The organism is uncultured Roseibium sp., from assembly GCF_947494555.1.
In the GTDB taxonomy this organism is placed as follows: domain Bacteria; phylum Pseudomonadota; class Alphaproteobacteria; order Rhizobiales; family Stappiaceae; genus Roseibium.
Genome location: NZ_CANLVF010000004.1, coordinates 163,330 through 186,313, shown reverse-complemented (window position 1 = coordinate 186,313; position 22,984 = coordinate 163,330). Strand labels below are relative to the sequence as shown.

22 protein-coding genes are annotated in these 22,984 nt (G+C 55.2%); 6 read left to right on the top strand and 16 right to left on the bottom strand.

Going from position 1 to position 22,984, the window contains the following annotated elements; genetic code table 11:
• Positions 1-379: 379 nt before the first annotated feature.
• Complete coding sequence (locus tag Q0915_RS19780; RefSeq protein WP_299477642.1) at positions 380-1,525, top strand: helix-turn-helix transcriptional regulator; 1,146 nt, start codon at positions 380-382, stop codon at positions 1,523-1,525.
• On the opposite strand, the gene trmD is transcribed toward Q0915_RS19780, so the two are convergent.
• The gene (gene trmD, locus Q0915_RS19775; RefSeq protein ID WP_299477640.1) at positions 1,522-2,232 is read right to left on the bottom strand and encodes a tRNA (guanosine(37)-N1)-methyltransferase TrmD; all 711 of its coding nucleotides are present in this window, start codon (positions 2,230-2,232) and stop codon (positions 1,522-1,524) included. The two genes, Q0915_RS19780 and trmD, sit on opposite strands and share 4 nt — an antisense overlap.
• Positions 2,233-2,355: 123 nt before the next feature.
• Between trmD and Q0915_RS19770 the strand changes: the two genes are divergently transcribed.
• A complete protein-coding gene (locus Q0915_RS19770) occupies positions 2,356-2,877 on the top strand; it encodes an antibiotic resistance protein VanZ (protein WP_299477638.1) in 522 nt (173 codons plus the stop codon).
• Here the strand turns inward: Q0915_RS19770 and rimM are convergent.
• The 10 genes from rimM to Q0915_RS19720 all read right to left on the bottom strand — a co-directional run bounded on the left by rimM (position 2,823) and on the right by Q0915_RS19720 (position 11,352).
• Positions 2,823-3,380 (bottom strand): ribosome maturation factor RimM, encoded by a 558-nt coding sequence (rimM, locus tag Q0915_RS19765; protein WP_299477636.1) that lies wholly within the window; start codon positions 3,378-3,380, stop codon positions 2,823-2,825. The genes Q0915_RS19770 and rimM overlap by 55 nt on opposite strands.
• 48 nt (positions 3,381-3,428) lie before the next feature.
• Positions 3,429-3,830, bottom strand: coding sequence for a 30S ribosomal protein S16 (gene rpsP, locus Q0915_RS19760; RefSeq protein ID WP_299477633.1), 402 nt, complete (start codon positions 3,828-3,830; stop codon positions 3,429-3,431).
• A gap of 19 nt (positions 3,831-3,849) precedes the next feature.
• Positions 3,850-4,173 carry a chorismate mutase gene (locus Q0915_RS19755; RefSeq protein ID WP_299477630.1) on the bottom strand — a complete coding sequence of 108 codons (324 nt, stop codon included), beginning with the start codon at positions 4,171-4,173 and terminating at the stop codon, positions 3,850-3,852.
• Positions 4,170-5,705 carry a signal recognition particle protein gene (gene ffh / locus Q0915_RS19750; RefSeq protein WP_299477627.1) on the bottom strand — a complete coding sequence of 512 codons (1,536 nt, stop codon included), beginning with the start codon at positions 5,703-5,705 and terminating at the stop codon, positions 4,170-4,172. Before ffh ends, Q0915_RS19755 begins: the two co-directional genes overlap by 4 nt.
• Before the next feature lie 268 nt (positions 5,706-5,973).
• Positions 5,974-6,846 (bottom strand): isocitrate lyase/PEP mutase family protein, encoded by an 873-nt coding sequence (locus Q0915_RS19745; RefSeq protein WP_299477623.1) that lies wholly within the window; start codon positions 6,844-6,846, stop codon positions 5,974-5,976.
• 20 nt (positions 6,847-6,866) lie between these two features.
• Positions 6,867-8,141: a TRAP transporter large permease subunit gene (locus Q0915_RS19740; RefSeq protein WP_299477620.1), complete on the bottom strand. Its 1,275-nt coding sequence runs from the start codon at positions 8,139-8,141 to the stop codon at positions 6,867-6,869.
• Entirely contained in the window at positions 8,138-8,632 is a 495-nt protein-coding gene (locus Q0915_RS19735; RefSeq protein ID WP_299477617.1) for a TRAP transporter small permease, read from the bottom strand. Before Q0915_RS19735 ends, Q0915_RS19740 begins: the two co-directional genes overlap by 4 nt.
• A gap of 98 nt (positions 8,633-8,730) precedes the next feature.
• On the bottom strand, positions 8,731-9,723 hold the full coding sequence (dctP, locus tag Q0915_RS19730; RefSeq protein ID WP_299477614.1) for a TRAP transporter substrate-binding protein DctP: 993 nt from the start codon (positions 9,721-9,723) through the stop codon (positions 8,731-8,733).
• Positions 9,724-10,011: 288 nt separating this feature from the next.
• Positions 10,012-10,242, bottom strand: a complete 231-nt coding sequence (locus tag Q0915_RS19725; protein ID WP_299477611.1) for a hypothetical protein — start codon at positions 10,240-10,242, stop codon at positions 10,012-10,014.
• Between the two features lie 438 nt (positions 10,243-10,680).
• On the bottom strand, positions 10,681-11,352 hold the full coding sequence (locus tag Q0915_RS19720; protein ID WP_299477608.1) for a YggS family pyridoxal phosphate-dependent enzyme: 672 nt from the start codon (positions 11,350-11,352) through the stop codon (positions 10,681-10,683).
• A gap of 290 nt (positions 11,353-11,642) precedes the next feature.
• Here Q0915_RS19720 and leuS point away from each other — a divergent pair, with 290 nt between their 5' ends.
• The 4 genes from leuS to Q0915_RS19700 all read left to right on the top strand — a co-directional run bounded on the left by leuS (position 11,643) and on the right by Q0915_RS19700 (position 16,494).
• Entirely contained in the window at positions 11,643-14,264 is a 2,622-nt protein-coding gene (gene leuS, locus Q0915_RS19715) for a leucine--tRNA ligase (RefSeq protein ID WP_299477605.1), read from the top strand.
• Positions 14,251-14,829, top strand: a complete 579-nt coding sequence (locus Q0915_RS19710) for a hypothetical protein (RefSeq protein WP_299477602.1) — start codon at positions 14,251-14,253, stop codon at positions 14,827-14,829. The genes leuS and Q0915_RS19710 overlap by 14 nt, the downstream gene beginning before the upstream one ends.
• A 24-nt stretch (positions 14,830-14,853) precedes the next feature.
• Positions 14,854-15,894, top strand: a complete 1,041-nt coding sequence (gene holA / locus Q0915_RS19705; protein ID WP_299477599.1) for a DNA polymerase III subunit delta — start codon at positions 14,854-14,856, stop codon at positions 15,892-15,894.
• Between the two features lie 174 nt (positions 15,895-16,068).
• A complete protein-coding gene (locus Q0915_RS19700; RefSeq protein WP_299477596.1) occupies positions 16,069-16,494 on the top strand; it encodes a hypothetical protein in 426 nt (141 codons plus the stop codon).
• A gap of 177 nt (positions 16,495-16,671) precedes the next feature.
• Here Q0915_RS19700 and Q0915_RS19695 read toward each other — a convergent pair whose 3' ends face one another.
• From Q0915_RS19695 to mnmE, 5 genes are all read right to left on the bottom strand, one after another.
• Positions 16,672-17,577 (bottom strand): ParB/RepB/Spo0J family partition protein, encoded by a 906-nt coding sequence (locus Q0915_RS19695; RefSeq protein WP_299477593.1) that lies wholly within the window; start codon positions 17,575-17,577, stop codon positions 16,672-16,674.
• Between the two features lie 108 nt (positions 17,578-17,685).
• Positions 17,686-18,510 (bottom strand): ParA family protein, encoded by an 825-nt coding sequence (locus Q0915_RS19690; RefSeq protein WP_299477590.1) that lies wholly within the window; start codon positions 18,508-18,510, stop codon positions 17,686-17,688.
• A 20-nt stretch (positions 18,511-18,530) separates the two neighbouring features.
• A complete protein-coding gene (gene rsmG, locus Q0915_RS19685) occupies positions 18,531-19,187 on the bottom strand; it encodes a 16S rRNA (guanine(527)-N(7))-methyltransferase RsmG (protein ID WP_299477587.1) in 657 nt (218 codons plus the stop codon).
• Complete coding sequence (gene mnmG, locus Q0915_RS19680; protein WP_299477584.1) at positions 19,187-21,073, bottom strand: tRNA uridine-5-carboxymethylaminomethyl(34) synthesis enzyme MnmG; 1,887 nt, start codon at positions 21,071-21,073, stop codon at positions 19,187-19,189. The genes rsmG and mnmG overlap by 1 nt, the downstream gene beginning before the upstream one ends.
• Positions 21,074-21,364: 291 nt before the next feature.
• Entirely contained in the window at positions 21,365-22,714 is a 1,350-nt protein-coding gene (gene mnmE / locus Q0915_RS19675) for a tRNA uridine-5-carboxymethylaminomethyl(34) synthesis GTPase MnmE (RefSeq protein ID WP_299477581.1), read from the bottom strand.
• Between the last annotated feature and the right edge of the window lie 270 nt (positions 22,715-22,984).

Sequence of the window (22,984 nt, the reverse complement as noted above, 5' to 3'; positions counted from 1 at the left end):
CAGCATAAACCTGTTTTTGTCATGCGGTTTTTGGGAATTCACAATCGATGGTCGGCTGGTCGATAACACTCTCAGTGACCGGCTTGAAAATGCTCCGGATCTTCCGACCGAAAGTGTAATAGTTTTTCAAACAAATACATGGTTAGTTTTAACAACAAAAGCAGCGGCACAAGTGCCGCTGCTGATGCTCTGCATTGCCTAAAGTAATTCTTTCCATACTTCTTCGGTTTTTTACAACTTCAAAAGCATTTTTAGTTGCAATATAACACTTATATCACATTTTAAAAAAAATGTCACGGCGTCATTTACGGTATTTATAAAATAAAGTTTATTGATTACGGTAAAGTCTTATCTCATTGACTAGAGGAATCGTCATGTGATGAAGGACCACTCCAGTTTACTGCATAAACTCTATAGCGCTGCTTTGCTGGATGGTGGGCTTACTAGTGTGCTTTCTGATCTTGCAACCATATACCCGGATCTGCCAATTTCGTATCAGGCACAGTGCGTCTATGAAAACAGTGTTTACGACTGCGCCATGTACAATCACGGCGAAGGTGCGGAATTCCGGCTAAGCAACGCTGTTTCGGCGAATCCGTTCCCACCGATTGCCTTGAGATGCAATCCCGCCAAAGTGGCGTTCACGGGCGACTACATTTCGACGGCGGACGTCGAAATGACGGATTTTTATCACGAGTTCCTGAAGGATCACGGCGATATCAATCGCGCCTTTGGCATCATCCTGCACCGTCACGGCGAAGATTCCGCCTTTGTCGCGGCGAACCTGCCGAAAAAAATGAAACTGCGCGAGGAGCAGCACGTTCGGGACCTGTTCGGTTTCTTAAGGCCGCACCTGCAAAATGCTTTCGGACTGCTGCTGGAAATTGCCAAGCGAGAGACCGTGCCGGCAGATCCGGAATTCTGGCTCAACAGGATACCGACAGCGGCTCTGCTCGTGACCCCGGATCGCAAAGTGGCCTATTTCAACGCCGAGGCGGACTGTGTGCTTCGTGACAACGAACTGATCTATATTGACCGCATGGTCCGATTGAGCGCGAGCAAATCAGAAAATCAGGCCGCGCTCCAGGCCGCACTCGACAAGGCCTCAAAAACATCGTCGCCGGTCGGACCGGTTCCATTGTCCGGCAAAAGTCGCGGGGGCCCGTTCTTTTTCGTGCTGCCCATCCGGCACAAAGACCAGATCCATCCGGGTTTCGCACCTTTCCTGACGCCCAGCCTGCCGCTGCTTGTAACAATTTTCGATCCTTCCGAAGCGCCCAAACCTTCCAGAAGGATCCTGTCCGCCGCGTTCGGATTGACCGATCGGGAATGCCTTGTCGTCCAGCAGCTTATTCTTGGCTACTCGTTGAAGGAAGCCGCGGAAATTCTGCAGATTTCCTACAATACGGCAAGAAACCACCTGGCAAGCGCGACGTCGAAAACCGGTGCCCGTTCACAGTCGGACATCGTGCGGCGCGGAACACAGATCCTGGCGAAGCTCAGCGAAAGCGGCGACCAGACCTAGTCCACGTCGTCCTCATCGGCCATGTAGGCATCCCAAAGATCCGGCCGGCGTTCGCGGGTCAGGCGCTCCGCCTCGGACATGCGCCAGTCATGGATTTTCTGATGGTTGCCGGACTTCAGAACATCCGGAATCGGCAGTCCTTCGAAGTCCGCCGGACGGGTGTAATGCGGATGTTCAAGCAATCCGGTCTCGAAACTCTCCGTCTCTGCGCTTTCCATATTGCCCATGACACCTGGAAGCAGGCGGATAACGGCATCCAGCATTGTGATCGCGGCGATTTCGCCACCAGAAAGGATGTAGTCTCCAACCGAGACCTCCTCCAGTCTCCTGGAGTCTATAACCCTCTGGTCAATACCTTCAAAACGGCCACAGACAATAATCGCACCAGGTCCCGAAGCAAGCTCATGAGCGAGCGACTGGGTCAACGGTCGTCCGCGCGGGCTCATCAGAAACCGCGGTCTCGGATCTTCAGCAGGCGCTGCGGAATCGATCGCTTTCGCAAGAATGTCCGCGCGAAGCACCATGCCCGCACCTCCGCCAGCCGGCGTATCGTCGACACTCCGGTGTTTGTCCGTCGCAAAGTCGCGGATCTGGCTTGTCTCAAGCTGCCACAACCCTTTCTCCATCGCCCGTCCCGACAGGCTCTGCCCGAGTGGTCCGGGAAACATGTCCGGATAGAGCGTGAGGATTGTGGCGCTAAAGGGCATAAAGACCGTGTTAACCCTGTTGTTTGAAAGTGCCGCCTCTCAGGCGAAGACTAACGGCTTGGAAAGAACTGATTAAGGCCCCCCGTTCATGCTGGCAAGAGCGTTTCAATCAGGTCTATTCCCGTGTTTCAGGTCCCAGTTCTGCGTTTCAGGCTTCCAGCAATCATTCAAAAACGTGTCGACCAGCACTATCTCGACATTTCCCTCAGCCGGGTCGTGCCGCTCGTCGCGCTGATGACCTTCGGGATTCTGGTGGGACTGGTCTTTGAAACCGGCGTGGGACACCCCTATGACAAGGTCATTCACATCGGTTTCTTCGCCCTGTTGACGTTGTCAATACACGCGCTTTTCTGCTGCCGGCTCAGGATTTCGGCCGTGGTTGCCTTTGGCATGGGAATGGCCGGGGAACTTGCACAGGGTTTTCTGCCACATCACGCGATGTCACTGCCAGATCTCGTGGCAAACGGGATTGGTGTTGCGCTCGTTGTCGCGCTCATCGCACTTCTGCGCTCCGAAGTCACTGAGGCTGTCAAGGAACCGGAGGAAGATCTGAACCTCGGAAGCATGGGATTGCAACCGGTACCGATCCGCTACTTGTCCGGGGAAACCGCTTCGGACTCCTCAGAACCCTCTTCGGAAAAATAGTCTTCGGGCAACTGCGCTTTCACATAACCGTCTGAAAACGAGATCTCCGGAACGAAAGCTTTGGTGAAGGGAATATAGAAAGTGCGTCCGCGTTTGGGACGGATCTCCAGCAGGTCACCGGCGCCGAAATCCTGGACAGCCACGATTTTCCCAAGATGCGTGCCATCATTATCGAGCACGCTCAGACCATTGAGATCCGAATAGTAGAATTCGTCCTCTTCAGGATCGGGCAGCTGTGCGCGATCGACATAGAGTTCGACACCGTTCAGCTCTTCTGCCTGATTGCGGTCCTTCACCTCTTTGAACTTGGTGATGACCACCGTCTTCTGAACGCGGGCTTTTTCGACCTTGAAGGTTCGTGAACCGTTCTTATCGCTCAGGACGCCATAATCGGCAAAGGAAAGCGGATCATCCCCAAAGGGCTTGACCCGCACTTCCCCGCGAATGCCATGGGCGGCGCCGATTTTTGCCATCAGGACTTTCTGATCGCCCGGTGAGCTCATGTCAGCAGCACTCTTTCCAGCAAATCGGCATCGCTTCCGGTTTGAAGCTTATTCAGCAGCTGCTTCTTCGGCAGCGCCTTCATTTGCTGCCTCGGTAGCGGCAGCTGCAGCTTCTTCTTCAGCCTGACGCTTGGCTTCGAGGCGCTCCTTGGCTTTTGCTCCAAGCTCAGCCTTTTTCGGATTGTTGCGCGGCTCGCGCTTCAGGAGACCTGCAGCGTCAAGGAAACGATGAACGCGATCGGTCGGCTTTGCGCCGTTGCCGAGCCAGTATTGAATACGTTCGACGTCAAGCTTCACGCGGTCTTCGGAATCTTTCGGCAGCATCGGATCGTAGCTTCCGACTTTCTCGATGAACCGGCCGTCGCGCGGTGAACGAATGTCTGCAATTACAATACGGTAGTACGGGCGCTTTTTGGAACCGCCACGTGCGAGGCGAATTTTCGTAGCCATTTTTAGATCTCCAGTTTCTTCAGTTGCCGGCTTTTGCGGCAATGGCTTCATGGTGCCGGATCACTTCGCGAACGATGAAGTTCAGGAATTTCTCGGCAAAGTCAGGATCGAGATTGGCCTCTGCGGCGAGCCGTCTTAGCCGTTCGATCTGAATTTTCTCGCGCGCCGGGTCCGCCGGCGGCAGGTCGTTATTGGCTTTCAGAACACCCACCTTCTGGGTGCACTTGAACCTTTCGGCGAGCATATTGATGAGTGCTGCATCGATATTGTCGATGGAAGATCTGAGCGCTTTCAGCTCCTCGACCGCAGCGCTCTGGCCCAGCTGGATTTCGGCATTGCTCATCGCTTTTTGCCTTTCCCCATGCCGGGAAGACCGGGCAACTTCGAACCGCCAAGGCCTGGGAGGCCCGGCATTCCCGGGGGCAGACCGGCGCCGCCCAAGCCACCCGGCAGACCTTTCGGCAGGTCCATACCACCGGGCAACTGACCTGATTTGGCCATTTCCTCGAGCTGTTTCGGATCGACATCGGGCATCCCGCCACCGAGGCCGCCCATCAGCTTGCCCAGCATGCCTTTGCCCTTGCCCATCTTTTTCATCATGTCCGCCATCTGGCGATGCATCTTGAGAAGTTTGTTGACTTCCGCGACCTGGACCCCGGATCCCGCGGCAATCCGTTTTTTACGGCTCGCCTTGAGCAGGTCCGGTTTCTGCCGCTCCTTGGGCGTCATCGACTGAATGATGGCGATCTGGCGCTTGAACATCTTGTCATCGACATTCGCGGCTTCCATCTGCTTTTTCATTTTGCCGACGCCCGGCAGCATGCCCATCATTCCGGACATACCACCGAGTTTTTCCATCTGTTTCAGCTGTTCGGCCAGATCTTCCAGGTCGAAATGACCCTTCTGCATCTTCTTGGCCATTTTTGCGGCCTGTTCCGCATCAATGGCCTCCGCAGCCTTTTCAACCAGGGAGACAATGTCCCCCATGCCAAGGATCCGGTCGGCAATCCGTTTTGGATGAAAATCCTCGAGCGCGTCGGACCTTTCACCTGTACCAATGAGTTTTACCGGTTTGCCGGTGACCGCCTGCATGGACAAGGCAGCGCCGCCGCGTCCGTCACCGTCCATCCGGGTCAGCACGATGCCGCTGATACCGACACGTTCATCGAAGCTCTGTGCCAGATTGACCGCATCCTGACCGGTGAGTGAATCGGCGACCAGCAGAATCTCGTGAGGTTGCGCCGCGGACTTTACATCGGCCATCTCGATCATGAGCGGTTCGTCGATATGAATCCGGCCCGCAGTGTCGAGAAGGACAACGTCGAACCCGCCGAGCTTGGCAGCCGACATCGCCCGGTTTGCGATTTCGACCGGTCCTTGTCCTTCAATAATCGGCAGAGTGTCGATCTCATTCTGCTCGCCGAGAATCTTGAGCTGCTCCTGGGCAGCAGGCCGGCGCGTGTCGAGCGACGCCATCAACACCTTGAGCTTGTCGCGCTGTGTAAAGCGCCGGGCGATCTTGGCCGTGGTGGTGGTTTTACCGGAACCTTGCAGACCGACCATCATGATCGCGACCGGTGCGGGCGCGTTCAGGTCAATGGGCTGACCCTCGGCCCCGAGCATTTCCACGAGCTGATCGTGAACAATTTTCACGACCATCTGGCCCGGCGTGACAGACTTGACCACTTCGGCACCAACCGCACGGTTACGCACCTTGTCAGTGAAGGAGCGAACAATCGGCAGGGCAACATCAGCCTCGATCAGCGCGCGGCGGATCTCGCGCAGCGCTTCGTTCACGTCGTTTTCCGACAGCGCACCACGGCCGGTGAGCTTGTCGAAAATTCCGCTTAGTCGATCGGACAGGCTTTCAAACATAAAGGGGTCCTTAGGTCATTGCTTTCGGGAAATCTCCCGAACCATATGGGCAACCGACTTTCAGATCCAACCGAATTACCTATGCAAAGCAGTTCGGCACCCGAGGGCGCATCGCGCTGTCGGGTGTTAGCCTCCGGGATCTCTTTACACCTTTTCGGGTCCCGGTCGGCGGTTCAGATTGTCAGTCACTCATCTGGAGTTCGCGGGTCTATGCCTGAATGGGGTGCAGGAGTCAAGTTTCGTCTGGCTTGCCGACCCGCCAAAAAGCTTACGACCTGCGGGAGGTTTCATAACGTGCGGACTGTTCATAATAGTCATTGAAGCCGATCCGGTCGCGAAGCTCGATGAAATCCATCATGAGGTGTGTCCTGTCAGAATCCGACTTGAGTTTAGCCAGCGTCTCCGTCATTGCCTTCATGGCACTCGCCATCAGGGTCAAGGGATAGGCTGCGATCGCAAATCCCATGTCTTCCAGCTCTTTGTGGGGCAGTTCGGGCGTCTCACCGCCCTCCACAATATTGGCCATCTTCGGTCCCGGCAGCTCCCGGCAGATTGTCTCCATTTCCGCCACCGTCTTCGGAGCCTCGACAAAGAGAATGTCTGCGCCCAACTCCTTGAAGCGGGCCGCACGGTCAATCGCTTCGCCCAGTCCGTGTTCGTGACGCGCGTCGGTCCGCGCCAGGATCAGAATGTCAGCCCCACTTTCCCTGGCATCGCTGGCGGCTCGGATACGATCGAAAGCCTCGTCGCGCGACACGACTTCTTTGCCTGGGGTATGGCCACATCTCTTCGGCGACAGCTGATCCTCGATCATGATCGCGGCAGCTCCGGCCCTTGCGAAACCCGAAACCGTCCGGCGCACATTCATGGCATTGCCGTATCCCGTGTCCCCGTCGGCAATGACAGGGAAATTCACCGCTTGCGTTATGTTTCCGAGGTGATCAAGAACTTCTCCGTAAGACATCAGACCAAGGTCGGGCTGACCGATCCGCGACGCCGAAGTTGCAAAGCCCGACATGAAGGTCAGGTCGAAATCCGCCTGCTCGATCAGTTTTGCCGAAAGCGCATCGAAACAGCACGGCATGACATGCAGTTTCTTTGCTTCAAGCAGTGTCCGGAGTTTGTCTGCCTGGGACGGCATGCTCACCTCTTTCACAAGAGTTAGAATTTGAAGGGAATATAAAGCGCGATATCGGTCCAGACATACAAGATCGCGACCGAAAACAGCATAAGCGCCAGAAAAGGCAGGACACCTCTGGAGACATCCGCGAGGCTCGATTTCGCAACCGATTGAATGACATAGAGGTTGAGGCCGACCGGCGGCGTGATCAATGCGCACTCGACCATGATCACCATGTAGACACCGAACCAGATCGGATCGAAACCGAGAAGCATGGCCGCCGGCAACAGCACCGGTGTCATGATGAGGACCATCGAAAGGGCCTCGAAGACAAGTCCCATGATCAGAAGCACCACCGAGACCACAAGGATGAAAGCCAGCGGCGTATCGATGTTCTGACCGATGAACATCGAGATTTCCTGTGGGATCCGGTAAAGCGTAATTGCCTTGCCGAAGACTTTGGCTCCGGCGACGATCAGAAGGATGGCCACGGTCGTCACCATGGAATCGTAGGCGGCTTCCTTCAAACCTTGCCAGGAAAGAGTTCTGAGCACGACCCCCGTGATGACCAGCGCAACGGCGAATCCGATTGCCGCTGCCTCGGTCGGCGTTGCAACGCCGGTATAGATCACGCCGATGACAAAAGCAGCAAGTACGACCGAAGGAAGCGCACGCAAAGAACTCCAGAACCGCTCTTCGGCACTGGCGGCAGGTTCAGCCCGATATCCGCCCAGCCAGCGGGCATGTACCATTGCAAAAACGACAAACAGCACAACGAGCATTATGCCCGGCCCGATACCGGCCAGAAACAGCGAGATGACGGATTGTTCCGTGACAAAACCGTAGACAATCATCGGGATTGAGGGCGGGATCAGAATGCCCAGTGTCCCGCCCGCGGCCAGCAGACCGTAAACGAAGCGGCGTTCATATCCCCGGTTGATCATTTCTGGAATGGCCACTGTCCCGATCGTCGCGGCAGTTGCGACGGAAGAGCCCGAGATAGCGGCAAAGATGGCGCAGGAGAGAATTGTCGCAACCGCAAGCCCGCCCGGCCAATGGCCCACCCACGCATGAACGGCCGCAAAAAGGTCCCTGCCCACGCCGCCTTTCAGGAGAATGTTGGACATCAGCAGAAACAATGGCACGGCCAGCAGGATGAAGCCGTCCAGCGTTGAGAGAATGGCTTGTGGCGCCATCAAAGGCGAAAAACCGCCAAAAACGAGCATCGCGAGACCAAGGCCGCCAAGTGCAAAGGCCACAGGTACCCGAATAAGCAGAAGCGCGAACAGCGCGACCAGGATCAGGAGTGTCGTCATGAAGCGGCACCGCTTTCCGCATCACCCCACCTCACGGCGGAAAAAAGCTCGATCAGCGCCTGCACAAGTACCAGAGCAAATCCGACTGGAATGGCAAGTTCAGCAACCCAGGTGGGCAAATCGAGCATCGATCCGGTCGTTCGGCCCCGTTCGAAGGAGTCGAAGAAAATCTCGCCACCCTTCCAGGCAACCAGTGTGCTGAAAAGGGCAATCGCACTCATGGCCAGGATCCGGCACATGCGCTGCGCCGTTTTACCGAGCCTGACCGTCAGTGCATCAACCGCAATGTGCTGGTTGGTTTTCAGGAGCCAGGGCATGCCGATCATGCTTCCCCAAATCAAACAGAGCTGCGAAAGTTCTGCCGCCCAGATCGTCGGAGCCACAAACAGATAGCGGGCGGACACCTCATAGGTCAGCATGCAACCGGCAAGACTAAACAAAAAGGCAGCTGTTCCGGCAAGTGCCCGAAGCAGCGCATAAAACGCTCTCATTGGTACCCAAGCAGACTGTTGATGGTGGGACTTTAAGTTCGCGATGCCGAAACGCTCCGCATCCGGCGGATGCGAAGCGCTTTCACGTCAAGTGATCGTCAAAGACCCTTTGCCGCATCCATGACCTTTTTGCCAAGGTCGCCGGCCTTTTCCGTATATGTGTCGTAAACCGGCTGGCTAACGGCCTTCCACGCTTCGATTTCCTCGGCGGTTGGCCTGTAGACCGTCATCCCGTTTTCCTCGGCCGCTGCGTATGCGGCTGCCTCGATTTCCGACATCCGGTTGCGGACGTCGTCTTCCGCCATGACGGCGGCGGCCTGGATAATCGCCTTGTGCTCGTCCGGCAGGCCATCCCAGAAATCCGTATTCACGACGACGATGAATTCAATATCAGCGTGATTGGTCACCGAGATGGTGTCCATCACCTCCCAGAGCTTCCGGGATTTAACGCCCGAAACGCCGGTCATGCCGATGTCGACAGTGCCACGCTGATAAGCAAGATACTGTTCAGAGCCGGAAATCAGCGTTGGCGCTCCTCCGGCGGACGTCACAAAATCACCGAGCGTTTTACCGAACACGCGCACCTTCTTGCCTTGCATGACCGCCGGTGTTTTCAAAGGTCCTTCCTTGGACAGCATGATCGCACCGCCATAGGCCTGCCACCAGAGCACCGTGGAACCGGTGTCTTTTATTGCCTCGTCCAGAGGACCGCGCACGGGCGACCCCGGAGCGACTGCTGCGCGCACCTTCTCTTCGGTGTCAAACAGAAATGGCTGGTAGAAGATGTCGACCGCGGGGATATCGCCGACATAGCGCGTCAACGAGGCGACACCCATTTCAATCGCGCCGGAGCCGACAGCTGCCGGAACTTCCTTGTCTTTATAAAGCTGGGCGGAATCATAGATCTCGACGGCTATCTCACCGTTCGATTTGCTTTCAACTTCTTCCTTGAAAAGAAGCAGGTTCTGACCGAGATGGCTTTTCAGCGGCAGCTGCAATGAGATGCGCAGTGTCGTATCGGCCGCCAGCGCAACGCCTGAAGACAGGCCGAGCGCAACGGCTGCACCAAGTGCCCATGCAAGTGATTTCATGATTTCCTCCCAAGTATAGACGAACAGTCTTGCAAAGGAGCAATCGGCGGTCAACAAGCCAAGGTTGGTACAAAGGGTGACTAAAACTCACCAGTCAATTGAGCTTAACACCCGTAGGCAGCGCAATGCCCGACGGAAAAAAAGCTGACGCGGCATCAGAAACGGGTTTGATGCGCGAATTCCTCAAAAACAAAGAACCACCGCCGGTGTGACCGTACCGGCAGTGGTCTTTATCAGGCAACCCCACTGCAAGCGCAGCTTACGGGGGGAGGATCGCCCGAAGCCGAATTATGGCTGAACCGCTGCAAATTCAGCCGGATCGAGCAGGTTGTCCTGATTCGCATCAGCAGCCTTGAAAACGTCTTCCGACATATCCGGAACAGCAGTCGTGATCTCGTCAAAGCTCACAAAGCCGTCCTGATTGCTGTCGATCGTCTCAAATGACATGCCTTGTGCAAGCGCTGCGGAAGAAGCAGTGAAAGCACCGATGAGAAGAGCAGCGGTAAGACGTTTGGACATAATTAAACCTCCAAGTGTTGGTTCTGGTCGGATCGCCCCGTCTCTTGGTTAGAAATAGACGTAGGGGACGTCCGCCTTATGTTCCGTCCATCCGCCACGCCCCTGCGACCTGCCGAACCGGAACAGGACAGACTGTGATCTGAGATCGCGACCGGCAAAGGGCTGCTCTTGGGAACCTTCGCGGCATTGTTGTGGCCATGCATCGTATTCAGCCATAGGTCAGTCATATTCATGACATCATTGAAAGTTTTCGGCGTGAACACGGCTTAATTCTAGTAATATAAAGTCTATAATATTTCGAATTTAAACATAGTTTGCTCTGAACTTATTTATCTTTCGAGGTGAGTGACTTGAAATGAGAGCTTCAGTCCTTGATTTCTCAGATCGATTCGCGAATAGGCTGAACCGACGTCTCGAAAATAATGACGCCCGAAACACTCACACCTTGTCTCGCACACCGAATATGGCGGATCCGACCCGGACATGTGTCGCCCCGAAACCAACTGCCACCGGATAGTCGGAGGACATTCCCATAGACAATTGGTCAAGACCATTACGTTCGGCGATCTTCTGCAGCAGGGCGAAATGCTCGCCAGGCGCTTCGTCTATTGGCGGAATGCACATCAAGCCAATGATATCGAGGCCGACGTCATTGCGGCATTCGGCGACGAACCCATCGACATCGGCTGGCAGAATTCCGGCCTTTTGCGGCTCTTCGCCGGTATTTACCTGGATGAAACAGGGCAGAGGACGACTTTGTTTTTCCATCTCGGCCTTCAGTGCCCGCGCAATTTTCGGGCGGTCGACGGTATGAATGACATCAAAGGCCGACACGGCTTGCCTGGCCTTGTTGGACTGCAGCGGCCCGATCAGGTGAAGCTCGATGTCATCGAAATCAGTTCGTAAGCCGGGCCATTTGCCCATGGCTTCCTGCACCCGGTTTTCACCGAAGACCCGCTGGCCAGCTTCGAGAACAGGTCGTATCTGATCGGCGGCGAATGTTTTTGAAACCGCGATCAGCTTGACCGAACCGTCGGGACGCAGAAATTCCGCTTCCGCAGCGCGAATCTCAGCCTGAACTTCATAAAGACGGTTTTCGGCGGACGTCATTCTTCTTTCCTTCCTGGCGATCAACGCGGTGACTGTTCGTTGTTTACGCCCTGCTGATCCGAATTCTCAAGAGGCTGAATCCGAAATGTCTCCGGCGCAACCATTGATGATAGGCTTTGCGGAGTTCGCGAGCGTTTGGCTTTACGAATGCGGCAATGCGAAATAAACAGTCATCCTAAGGGTCTTTCTTGTCGGACATGTTGACCCGGACGCGGATTTCTGGTGACAGTCCGGCAATCTATCATTCAGGAATTCCGCTCATCCGGCGGCAAGAACAAACGGCACATTTGATGGCAACGGAACGGTACAACGCGCGCGAGGTTGAAGCGCGCTGGCAAAAAGTCTGGAACGACAAGGACGTCTTCGTCACGCAAAACGACGATCCCCGCGAAAAATACTACGTCCTAGAAATGTTCCCCTACCCGTCCGGCCGTATTCACATGGGACATGTGCGCAACTACGCCATGGGTGACGTTGTTGCGCGTTTCAAGCGTGCCAAGGGATTTAACGTTCTGCATCCGATGGGTTGGGACGCCTTCGGAATGCCGGCGGAAAATGCCGCCATGCAGAACAAGGTCCATCCGAAGGACTGGACCTACGAGAACATTGCCGCGATGCGCGATCAGCTCAAGATCATGGGTCTGTCGCTCGACTGGGGCCGCGAATTCGCGACATGCGACGTCGCTTACTACACTCAGCAACAACGTCTGTTCCTGCGTTTTCTGGAAGCGGGATTGGTCTATCGCAAAAATGCGAAGGTAAACTGGGACCCGGTCGACATGACCGTCCTGGCAAACGAACAGGTGATCGACGGCCGCGGCTGGCGCTCAGGTGCATTGGTCGAGCAGCGTGAACTGACCCAATGGTTCTTCAAGATTTCCGACTATTCGGAAGACCTTCTGGAGGCAATCGACACACTGGATCGCTGGCCGGACAAGGTTCGCCTGATGCAGAAGAACTGGATCGGCCGCTCGGAAGGCCTGCGTGTCCGGTTTGAATTCACGTCGCCGGCACCGACTGGCGACAAGACTCTGGAGATTTTCACGACGCGTCCAGACACGTTGTTTGGCGCATCGTTCATGGGTCTGTCACCGGATCACCCGATCTCTGCGAAACTCGCGGAAACCAATCCGGAAATCAAAAGCTTCATCGATGAATGCAAGCGCATCGGCACGTCCGAAGAAGCTATTGAAAAGGCAGAGAAAAAAGGCATCGATACTGGTCTGCGGGTAAAACATCCGCTCGACAGCTCTCTGGAGCTGCCGGTCTATGTCGCCAATTTCATTCTGATGGATTACGGCACAGGCGCGATTTTCGCATGCCCGGCGCATGATCAGCGCGACCTCGATTTCGCCCGCAAGTATGGCCTGCCGGTCAAGCCGGTTGTGCTGCCGAAGGATGCAGATGCCGCGACGTTCGAGATTGGCACTGAAGCCTTTACCGATGAGGGCACGATCTTCAATTCGGATTTCATGGATGGCATGTCCATTCCTGATGCAAAGGAAGCGATCGCGGAAAAGCTGGAATCCATCGCCATCGATGGCGCGACGCAAGGCGAACGCCAGATCAACTATCGTCTGCGCGACTGGGGCATCTCGCGCCAGCGCTACTGGGGCTGCCCGATCCCGGTCATTCATTGTGAGGACTGCGGCGTCGTTCCGGAGAAGGATGAAAACCTGCCGGTGGAACTGCCGGAAGATATCAATTTCGACAAGCCGGGAAACCCGCTCGACCGTCATCCGACCTGGCGCAACACGACATGTCCGAAGTGTGGGAAACCCGCGCTGCGGGAAACCGACACGATGGACACGTTCGTGGATTCCTCATGGTACTTCGCCCGCTTCACGGAGCCGAACTGCGACCAGCCGACTGACCCGGAGGCAGCCAATGGCTGGTTGCCGGTGGACCAGTATATCGGCGGCATCGAGCATGCGATCCTGCATCTGCTCTATTCCCGTTTCTTTACCAGAGCGATGCAGAAGGTAGGGGCCCTCGATCTGAAGGAACCCTTCAAAGGCCTGTTCACCCAGGGCATGGTCACGCACGAAACCTATCGCCTGGGCGAAGGGGCGAACGGTTCCTGGATTTCACCTGCCGAGATCAAGATTGAAGACGTTGACGGAAACCGCCGCGCGACACTCCTGGAAACCGGGGAAGAAGTGTCCATCGGTTCCATCGAAAAAATGTCGAAGTCCAAACGAAACACCGTCGACCCGACCGATATCATCGATACCTATGGCGCTGACACGGCGCGCTGGTTCATGTTGTCGGACAGTCCGCCGGAACGCGACGTCATTTGGACAGAAGACGGTGTACAGGGTGCCTGGCGTTTCGTGCAGCGTGTGTGGCGTCTGATCGGTGACATATCGCAAAGGAGCGAACCGCGCAGCGGCACTGCACCGGAGACGTCCGGAAAGGCACTCGACCTTCGCCGCGCCAGCCACAAGACACTTGCCGCCGTTTCCAACGATCTGGAATCGCTGGGTTTCAACAGGGCGGTTGCCCGTCTTTACGAGTTGGTAAACACGATCAGCAAGACTGTCAGTGACGGTATCGAAGATGCCGCGACGGAATTTGCCGTTCGCGAGGCGGCTGACTATCTCGTTCAGATGATGGCACCCATGATGCCTCACCTTGCAGAGGAGTGCTGGTCGGCACTCGGGCATGACAATCTGATTTCGGAGGCAAAGTGGCCGGCCGCAGATCCGGAGCTTCTGGTCGAAGATTCGGTGATTTATCCGATCCAGATCAATGGAAAGCGGCGCGGTGAACTGGAAATCGCAAAAGAAGCTTCCAAAGAGGAGGTCGAAGCAGCTACGTTGACCTTGGATTTCGTTCGAAAGGCGCTGAACGGCAACGCGCCGAAGAAACTGATCGTCGTGCCGCAAAGGATCGTGAATGTCGTTGTTTAGCACCATGTTGAAAGGCGAAAACAACTTGCGGCGCTTGGCGCTTTGCAGTGCCTTCGTAATGGCTGTTTTTCTGAGCGGTTGCCAGGTTCGGCCGCTCTACGGGACCAGCACGACAGGCGACTTCGGCGCACAGTCTTCCCCTGTTGCCGCAGAACTGGCGGCAATCGATATCGATGACATTTCAGCACGATTCGCCAACGCGGATTCCGCCAGGGTTCTTTACAACGAGCTGACATTCAGGCTGGAACGCGGTGCCGGGTCCGAGGAGAAGAAATACCGACTTGAGATTCTCGTCGATCTCAACAACGCAGCGGTTGCCATTGAACAATTCGCGGACGTGCCCTCCGCCTTCACGATCACGATGAATTCCACATTCGTCATGAGCGACATCGAAACTGATGAAACACTGACAACCGGCAAAACCTTCCGGTCGGCTTCCTACGACTTTTCCAGCCAACGCTTTGCCAACCAGCGCGCGTTACGCGATGCACAGGAGCGGGTTGCAAAGGCCGTGGCGGATGACATCGCCACACGTCTGGCCGGCTATTTTGCCAGCCGGTCCTGACCATCCGGCAGGAGACAACTGCCTGTGACACTTCTGAAAGCTGCCGAAATTGACCGTTTCGTCGCGAACCCGCCGGATCAGGGGGCTGTTGTCCTGATCTTCGGTCCGGATACGGGACTGGTTTCCGAAAGAGCGACCCGGTTGGTTGCGAAGGCCTCGGAAGGCGATAGTGACCCCTTTAACCTGGTCAAGATCGATGCCGCAGACATCAGCTCGGATCCGAATCGATTGATCGACGAAGTGCTGACAATTCCCCTCTTTGGCGGCCGGAGAATTGTCTGGGTCAAGGATGCTGGCGGCAAAAACCTTGCCCCGGCGCTTGACCCCGTTCTCAAGCTTGACGACTGGCAGACCTTTGTCGTTCTGGAAGGGGGAGACATCAAGAAAGGCGTCGGTCTGCGCAAGATCGTTGAAGGTCACAGGCGGGCGGTCGCTCTACCGTGCTATACGGACAATGACCGCGGTATTGATCAGTTGATTGATGAAGAGACCCGCGAAGCCGGTTTGACCATCACGCGCGAGGCGCGGTCCGCCCTTCACAGTCTTCTTGGCGGAGACAGAATGGCGAGCCGCGGAGAGCTCAAGAAGCTGTGCCTCTATGCGCTCGGCAAAGGCCGGATTGAAAGCGAGGATATCGAGGCAATTATCGGCGATGCCTCTGCCTTTGAGATGTCGGAACTCATTGACGCGGCCGCAACGGGCGACATTGCAACACTCGACCACGGTCTTGAACGCCTGTCCGATGCTGGATCAAAGGCGTCGATTATTGCCAATCAGGCACTGAAGCACTTTCAGCATTTGCACCGGATGCGTATCGATGTCGACGCAGGCAAGAATGCACAGGGAGTGCTCGATGGCCAGCGCCCGCCCATCTTCTTCAGCCGCAAACCGAAATTTGCGCAACAGCTTCGGATCTGGTCTTTGCAAGACCTCGAAAAGGCGATGCGTATTCTGAGCGAAGCCACCCGGGTATCCAGGCTGAATGATCCGCTGGGTGTCCCTGTCTTGTCGGAAGCATTACTCACTTTGGGGCGGGTCGCGCGTGCCCGCGCTCAGCGGCGCTGAAGCGATCTCTAAGTGCCTGAAGACCTTTCTGACTTTCTACCAGACCCCAAAAAGAGAAGGCTTTAGCTGCATCCTCGATAGTATTACGTTCAGAAAATTGTATCTCCAGAATTTTCAATCTAGACTAGCGGCAGTTTGCCGCCGGACCTTTTTCAGCTAAAATTGGAGACTGTTTTGAAGCGACTCTGCCTGTTGGCGTCCCTTGTTCTGTCCGGGTGTGTCTCGGATGGTTCTCCTTCAGTACCGAAACCAAGTAGAGCAGAGCTGATTTGTGCCGATGAATTCACCGTCGGGACAACGGAGTTTTCGCAATGCGTCGCGCTTTTGAAGGCTCAAGAAGCTTCCCTGAGAGACATTGAAAAAGAAGAAAAGAAGAAAAAAGAACAAGAAGTCATATCAAAGGATCTTGCAGCTCAGATCTGTAATGAAAAAGCACGTGCAGGAATATTCAAACCAATCGAGCGAATGTATTCTCCCTGGGTAATAGGTAGCCATCGTAAAGACGTTAGCCTTACATATGTTCTGGAAGGTGAATCCAAACGTTACAACGTCAAATGCATTATGGACGGACGCAAAATTATCGACATTAAGGTCAGTTGACTATTTTGAGTTGGAGATTCACAACACAGCAGTCGCATGCAGCGTTCGCGGCTCATGCCTAAGCCAAAGTTCTTCAGACGTGCTGGCCTACTATCCGGAAATTACCTCATCAGACCTCGATGAGTTCAACCAGTGCCAGAGCGACTTGTTTGATAAAACTGAACTGAAATCAGGAAATTACCGCGTTTCGACGCCCAGCTTTTTGCACAGTTCGTCAAGCTGCTCGAGAGACGTATATTTGATCTTCAGATCACCGGACTCCTTGCCCGGCTTGTGCCCGACAACCACTTTCAGGCCAAGCGTGTCGGTCAGACGTTTTTCAAGCGCCTTCGTATCCGCGTCTTTCTGCGGTTTTTCGCTCGGAGCCTTGCCGCCCTTCAGTTTCGCAAGAGCATCGGGATCTTGCGAGATCTTTTCCGCATCCCGCACCGTCAGTCCTTTTTCGACGATCAGTTCCGCCAATGCGGCAGGATCGTCAACGGTAATAAGCGCGCGCGCATGCCCGGCTGTCAGCAGGCCTTCCGCAAGATAGTCCTTGACCGAGTTGGGCAATTTCAGGAGCCGCATCGTGTTCGCGACATGGCTGCGGCTCTTGCCGATCACTTTGGCAAGTTCACCCTGACTGTATTTGAACTCGGCCGTCAGCTGGTCGTATCCCATCGCTTCTTCGATAGGATTGAGGTCCGCGCGCTGAACGTTTTCAATAATCGCAAGTTCAAGCGCTTCCTGATCGGTGACGTCGCGAATGATAATGGGAGCGTCATGCAGGCCCGCCCGCTGAGCCGCGCGCCATCGGCGCTCGCCGGCGATTATCTCGAAGCGATTGGTCTTTCCCGCGGCGGGACGGACCAGGATCGGTTGCACAATACCCTTGGCTTTGAGCGACTCAGCCAGATCCGCCAGATCCTTTTCCGTGAAGGTCTTGCGGGGGTTTCGCGGGTTCGGCTCCAGGTGCTCAATGGGCACCCGCCGGCTATCCCTTACGATCTTTTCGGAGGGCGCCACCGCTTCAGGAGCGGATTCTCCAATCAACGCAGCCAGACCTCGGCCCAAACGCTTGTTCTTGCCGTCCTTGTCAGCCATACCGCACCTTTTTCTTCTTATATTTCAACGATTTACCTTGTAAAAGGATACGTCTTTCAAAATCGCAGCCACATGCGCTTTTCAATTCGCTACCGAATCCAATCGACGTTATGCCGCCACTCGGCGCAACTCCCGCTCGCGCTGAATAATTTCGGATGCGAGTCGCAAATAGGCCTGACTGCCTGCGCATTTCAAATCGTAGAGCAAAGCCGGCTTGCCGTATGAAGGTGCTTCGGAAATGCGAACATTTCGCGGAATGATCGTCTCGTAGACGGCATCGCCCATCGTTTCACGCACATCGGCGACAACCTGATTGGAGAGATTGTTCCGGCTGTCATACATGGTGAGAACAATGCCGTGAATGCTGAGTTCGCCGTTGAGAGCGTTCTTGACCTGCTCGACGGTACTCAGCAACTGACTAAGCCCCTCCAGGGCAAAGAACTCACACTGCAATGGCACAAGAATGGAATGCGACGCAGACAGGGCATTGATCGTCAACAGATTGAGCGACGGCGGGCAGTCGACAAGGATATAGGTGAAGCCGACTTCCTGGAACAACCGCGAACGGGTCAGGTTCTCGATTGCATTCCGAAGGCGAAACGCACGATCGTTTGTTGATGCGATCTCAAGCTCAAGGCCGAGAAGATCCATGGTCGACGGAGCGACCCACAGTCGCTGCACCGCAGTTTCCCTGACAGCTTCTGCGAGCGAGCAGTCGCCGCTAAGGATTTCGTAAGTCGACAAATCGCGATCGCGGTGTTCGATGCCGAGACCGGTGGACGCATTTCCCTGCGGGTCGAGGTCAATGACCAGAACCTTTTCACCGATTGCCGCAAGAGCCGTCCCGAGATTAATCGCCGTCGTGGTTTTACCGACGCCGCCTTTTTGGTTTGCAAGCGCAAGAACGCGCGGTGTTTCGGGAAGCATGCTCATTGCCACACCACCTTCCTGGGCTATTCTGGCCGGGCTGAAATATTCGAAAAGACAAGCATCCGGCTCGTTGGATCTACAAGGCTTTCCTTTTCTACCAGATCGAAGTTCCAAGCGTCAGAGGCTTCATTAACTTCTCTCTGAAAATCCTGACCTTTGTGGAAAACAGCCTTTGCACCCAGAGCAGTAAAGGGCTCGGACAATCGAAACAGCAGATCAAGCGACGCCAGTGCTCTTCCCGAAACCGCATCGACAGCGCCAAACTTCCACTCTTTCGCAACCGATTCGATCCGGCCCGGATGAACTGTACCCCTGGATCCGGTCTCACGCAAAGCGGTCCGCAAGAACGCCGCCTTGCGTTGGTTGCTTTCTATCAGATGAACATGAGCGCCCGGTTCGTCAGCAAGAAGGATTGCAGTGACAATACCTGGAAAACCACCACCGCTGCCAATATCAACCCATGTCCTGGCCTCTGGAAAACTCCAGAAGGTTTGAAGGCTGTCGGCGACATGCCGGGTCCAGATATCCGGAATCGTTGAGGGCGCGATCAGGTTTTGCGCCGGTTGCCACTTGAGAACCAGGTCGACATAAGTCTGGAGTCTATCCAACGTTTCACGTGAAACATCCCCAAACTTGTACACAACCTGTCCACTGTCATTCAACACCGGAGCACCGCTCATCAAGCAGCTCCACGTTGCGACCGACGCTTCAGATGAGACAGAATGAGCGTAAGGCCTGCAGGTGTCACACCGTCCATCCGTGAGGCCTGACCCAGGGTCGCGGGGCGAATGTCGATCAATTTCTGTTTGACCTCATTGGAGAGCCCAACAATCGCTTCGTAGTCGAAACTATCGGGGATACGCAACGCTTCGTCGCGCTTCAACGCTTCGATGTCCGCCTTCTGCCGATCGAGGTAAACCGCGTAAAGAGCATCCGTTGTGACCTGTTCAGCGATACTTTCTTCCAACTCACTCAACTCCGGCCAAAGCACACGCAGCATCTCGAATGTTACATTCGGGTAGGACAAGAGATCAAAGGCGGACCGCCGAATACCATCCTGATTCACAGGCAGGCCTTTTTTCTGGGCTTCGGACGGTGTCACCGTCAGTTCATTCAGAAGATTGGTTGCCTGAGCGATCTTCTCCATCTTGGCATCAAATGCCAGGCGTCTCGTTTCCGAGACGATGCCGCTCTCTATTCCGAGAGGGGTCAGTCTTTGATCTGCGTTGTCGGCGCGAAGCGACAAACGGTACTCAGCCCGTGACGTGAACATGCGATAGGGTTCGGTAATACCGCGTGTCACCAGATCATCGATCATCACACCAATATATCCTTGCGACCTGTCTATCACGAACGGCTCTTTGCCCGACGCTCTGAATGCGGCATTCACCCCAGCGACAAGCCCTTGTGCACCGGCCTCCTCATATCCTGTGGTCCCGTTGATCTGGCCGGCGAGATAAAGACTGGCACAACGCTTGGCTTCCAGAGTTGGCCGAAGTTCGCGAGGATCAACGTGGTCATATTCTATAGCGTATCCGGGCTGTATGACCTTTACATCTTCAAGACCTGGAATGGTCTTCAGAAAAGCAAGCTGCGTTTCCTCCGGAAGCGATGTTGAAATCCCATTCGGATAGACGGTGTGATCATCAATCCCTTCCGGTTCCAGAAAGATCTGATGTCCGTCCCGTTCCCCGAACCGCACGATCTTGTCCTCGATTGACGGACAGTAGCGCGGACCCCTTCCCTTGATCTCACCTGAATACATGGCGGAACGGGACAGGTTTTCCCGAATGATCTGATGGGTTTCAGGTGTGGTGCGCGTGATATGGCAAGGAACCTGGGGCGTTTCGATTTTCTCGGTCAATGTTGAAAACGGTACCGGGTCCTCGTCACCAGGCTGCTCATCTAAGCGGTCCCAATGAATCGTCCGCCCGTCCAACCGCGCCGGCGTGCCGGTTTTGAGGCGGCCCAGCTCAAACCCGATTTCCTCAAGCGACTGAGACAGTCCCATAGCCGGGGCTTCCCCGGATCGTCCGGCAGGGATCTTCTTGTCTCCAATATGGATCAGACCCCGGAGAAACGTTCCGCTCGTAAGAACGATGGAAGCACACGCAACTACACGTCCATCCGCAAGTTCGATGCCGGACACCGACCGGTCGGGCGCGTCAGTCGCAAAAAGAATTTTATGCGCCTCGCCTTCGACAATCGACAGACCTTCGATTTCCGATATCTCGTGTTGCATCGCCTCACGGTAAAGCTTCCGATCGGCTTGCGCTCGCGGCCCGCGCACAGCAGGCCCTTTGCGCCGGTTGAGCATGCGGAACTGAATGCCGCCCTTGTCGGCAACGCGTCCCATCAATCCATCGAGTGCATCGATCTCCCGGACCAGGTGCCCCTTCCCCAATCCACCTATGGCCGGATTACACGACATCACTCCAACGGTGTCGAATGTATGCGTGACAAGTGCTGTCGATGCACCCGCGCGCGCTGCAGCCGCAGCTGCTTCACACCCGGCATGCCCGCCACCAATAACAACTACATCGAATTCCAGGTCCGAAGAATGCATTTAGTCTCACCGTTCACACAAGCACTTCGCGGAAGCACCTGGCAACATTCTAATTTGATAAGGGATCGGTTGCCGGTAAATACCAGACTATCATAGTGCCGATCAAACCGGCATTTCTTCGCAGGACTTATACGGCGGGATTGATTTCAGGTCAAAGCGGAATTCAAGCCGAATTTTCACGCCTTTTCCATAAACGTCGAAGAGCCTCAGACCCGCAGGTACATGATTCACGTGAAACATGTTCCGGTTCAGAACCGATCATTGCTACGCCTCAATGATTCACGTGAAACATCACTTACCAATACAAAAATCACGGAAGATGACATCAAGCAGATCTTCCACATCAATACGCCCGGTAATCCGTCCGAGACAGTCGGACGCGCGACGCAGATCCTCGGCGCGCAATTCAGCCGGTAGATGCCCCGCCTCAGCGGCAGCATCAAGAGCAGCCAGGCAGTCAGAAAGGTAATGTCGATGCCGTTCGCGTGTTGCCAAAGGTGCCTCGCTCAAGGAAATCGTTTCCTCGGCAAAACGGGTTAATGCGTTAAACAACGCGGCCATACCGTCCTCATCCTTGTCAGAACAAGCAATTTCCTTGAGCGTTTCGGAAGAGTCTTGTTTCGGAAGAGTCACAAGATCGCTTTTGGTTCGAACGATCCAGACCGGAATCGCATTGCCAAGATCAACCGGCAAACCGGACACGGGATCATCCAGTTCCGCGCCATCTGGTTCTACTGCCCAGAGGATGAGGTCCGCCTCCTGGCCCCTAACCTGAGCCCTCCGAATTCCTTCCCGTTCAACTCGCCCTTCAGCTTCCCGAAGACCTGCCGTATCAATCAGCGTGACTGGATACCCAGCAAGATCAAGATGAACTTCAATCGTGTCACGTGTGGTACCTGCCTCTTCGGTCACGATGGCAACATCCCGGCCGGCAATGGCGTTAAGCAAACTTGATTTGCCCGCGTTCGGAGCTCCCATCACCACCACCTGCAATCCGGACCGCAAGCGCTCCCCTCTTCTCGACATCGCGAGATGGCTGGAAATCTCGGCACGAAGCGTTCCGGCGTCCTGCCAGACTTCATCCGCAACGCTGCCCGGAACATCTTCTTCGTCCGCGAAGTCGAAGTCCGCCTCGATCATCGCCCGCATGTGAATTAGCCGCTTGCGCCAATCCTCGTATAGACTTCCAAGCGCGCCACCCATCTGACGAACAGCCTGCTTCCGCTGACTTTCCGTTTCCGCAGCAATAAGATCTGCAAGGCCTTCGACTTCGGTCAGATCCATACGGCCATTGTAGTATGCGCGGCGTGTGAATTCACCCGGTTCTGCCGGCCTGCAATCCTCGAACCCGCCCAGGATTTCAAGCAGCCTCGCAACCACAGCCTTGCCGCCGTGACAGTGAAATTCCGCGATGTCTTCTCCCGTAAAGCTCTTTGGACCCTCGAAGAACAGAACCAGCGCTTCATCGAGGACTTCCGACGTTTCGGGGACCCTCAATCTGCTCAGCGTTGCCCTTCGCACTTCCGGTACACATCCGCAGAGTGCGCCAACAACCGCTTTGGTTCTTGAACCAGAGACGCGAATGACGGCAACGCCCGACGGCACTGCGCCGCTCGAAAGTGCATAAATTGTTTCTGACATTGTTATGGTTCCGGAAGGAGACTTCAGACGCTGTGCCGATACGCTTCACTTGTGCCTCAATAACAAACGGCATGGGAAACGCAAAGGTACATTCTTCTCGCGCGGGCAACCGGTCATCGCTTCATGGCACGGCCAAAGCATTGGTGCCACTCCCAACATAAATTACTGCCCAATGTTACGCCGGCGATTCGATCTCAATGCTATGCAGCTACCCGATTCACGTGAAACACATGATGGGTGTTTCACGTGAATCAATGCCGGGCTGTTTCC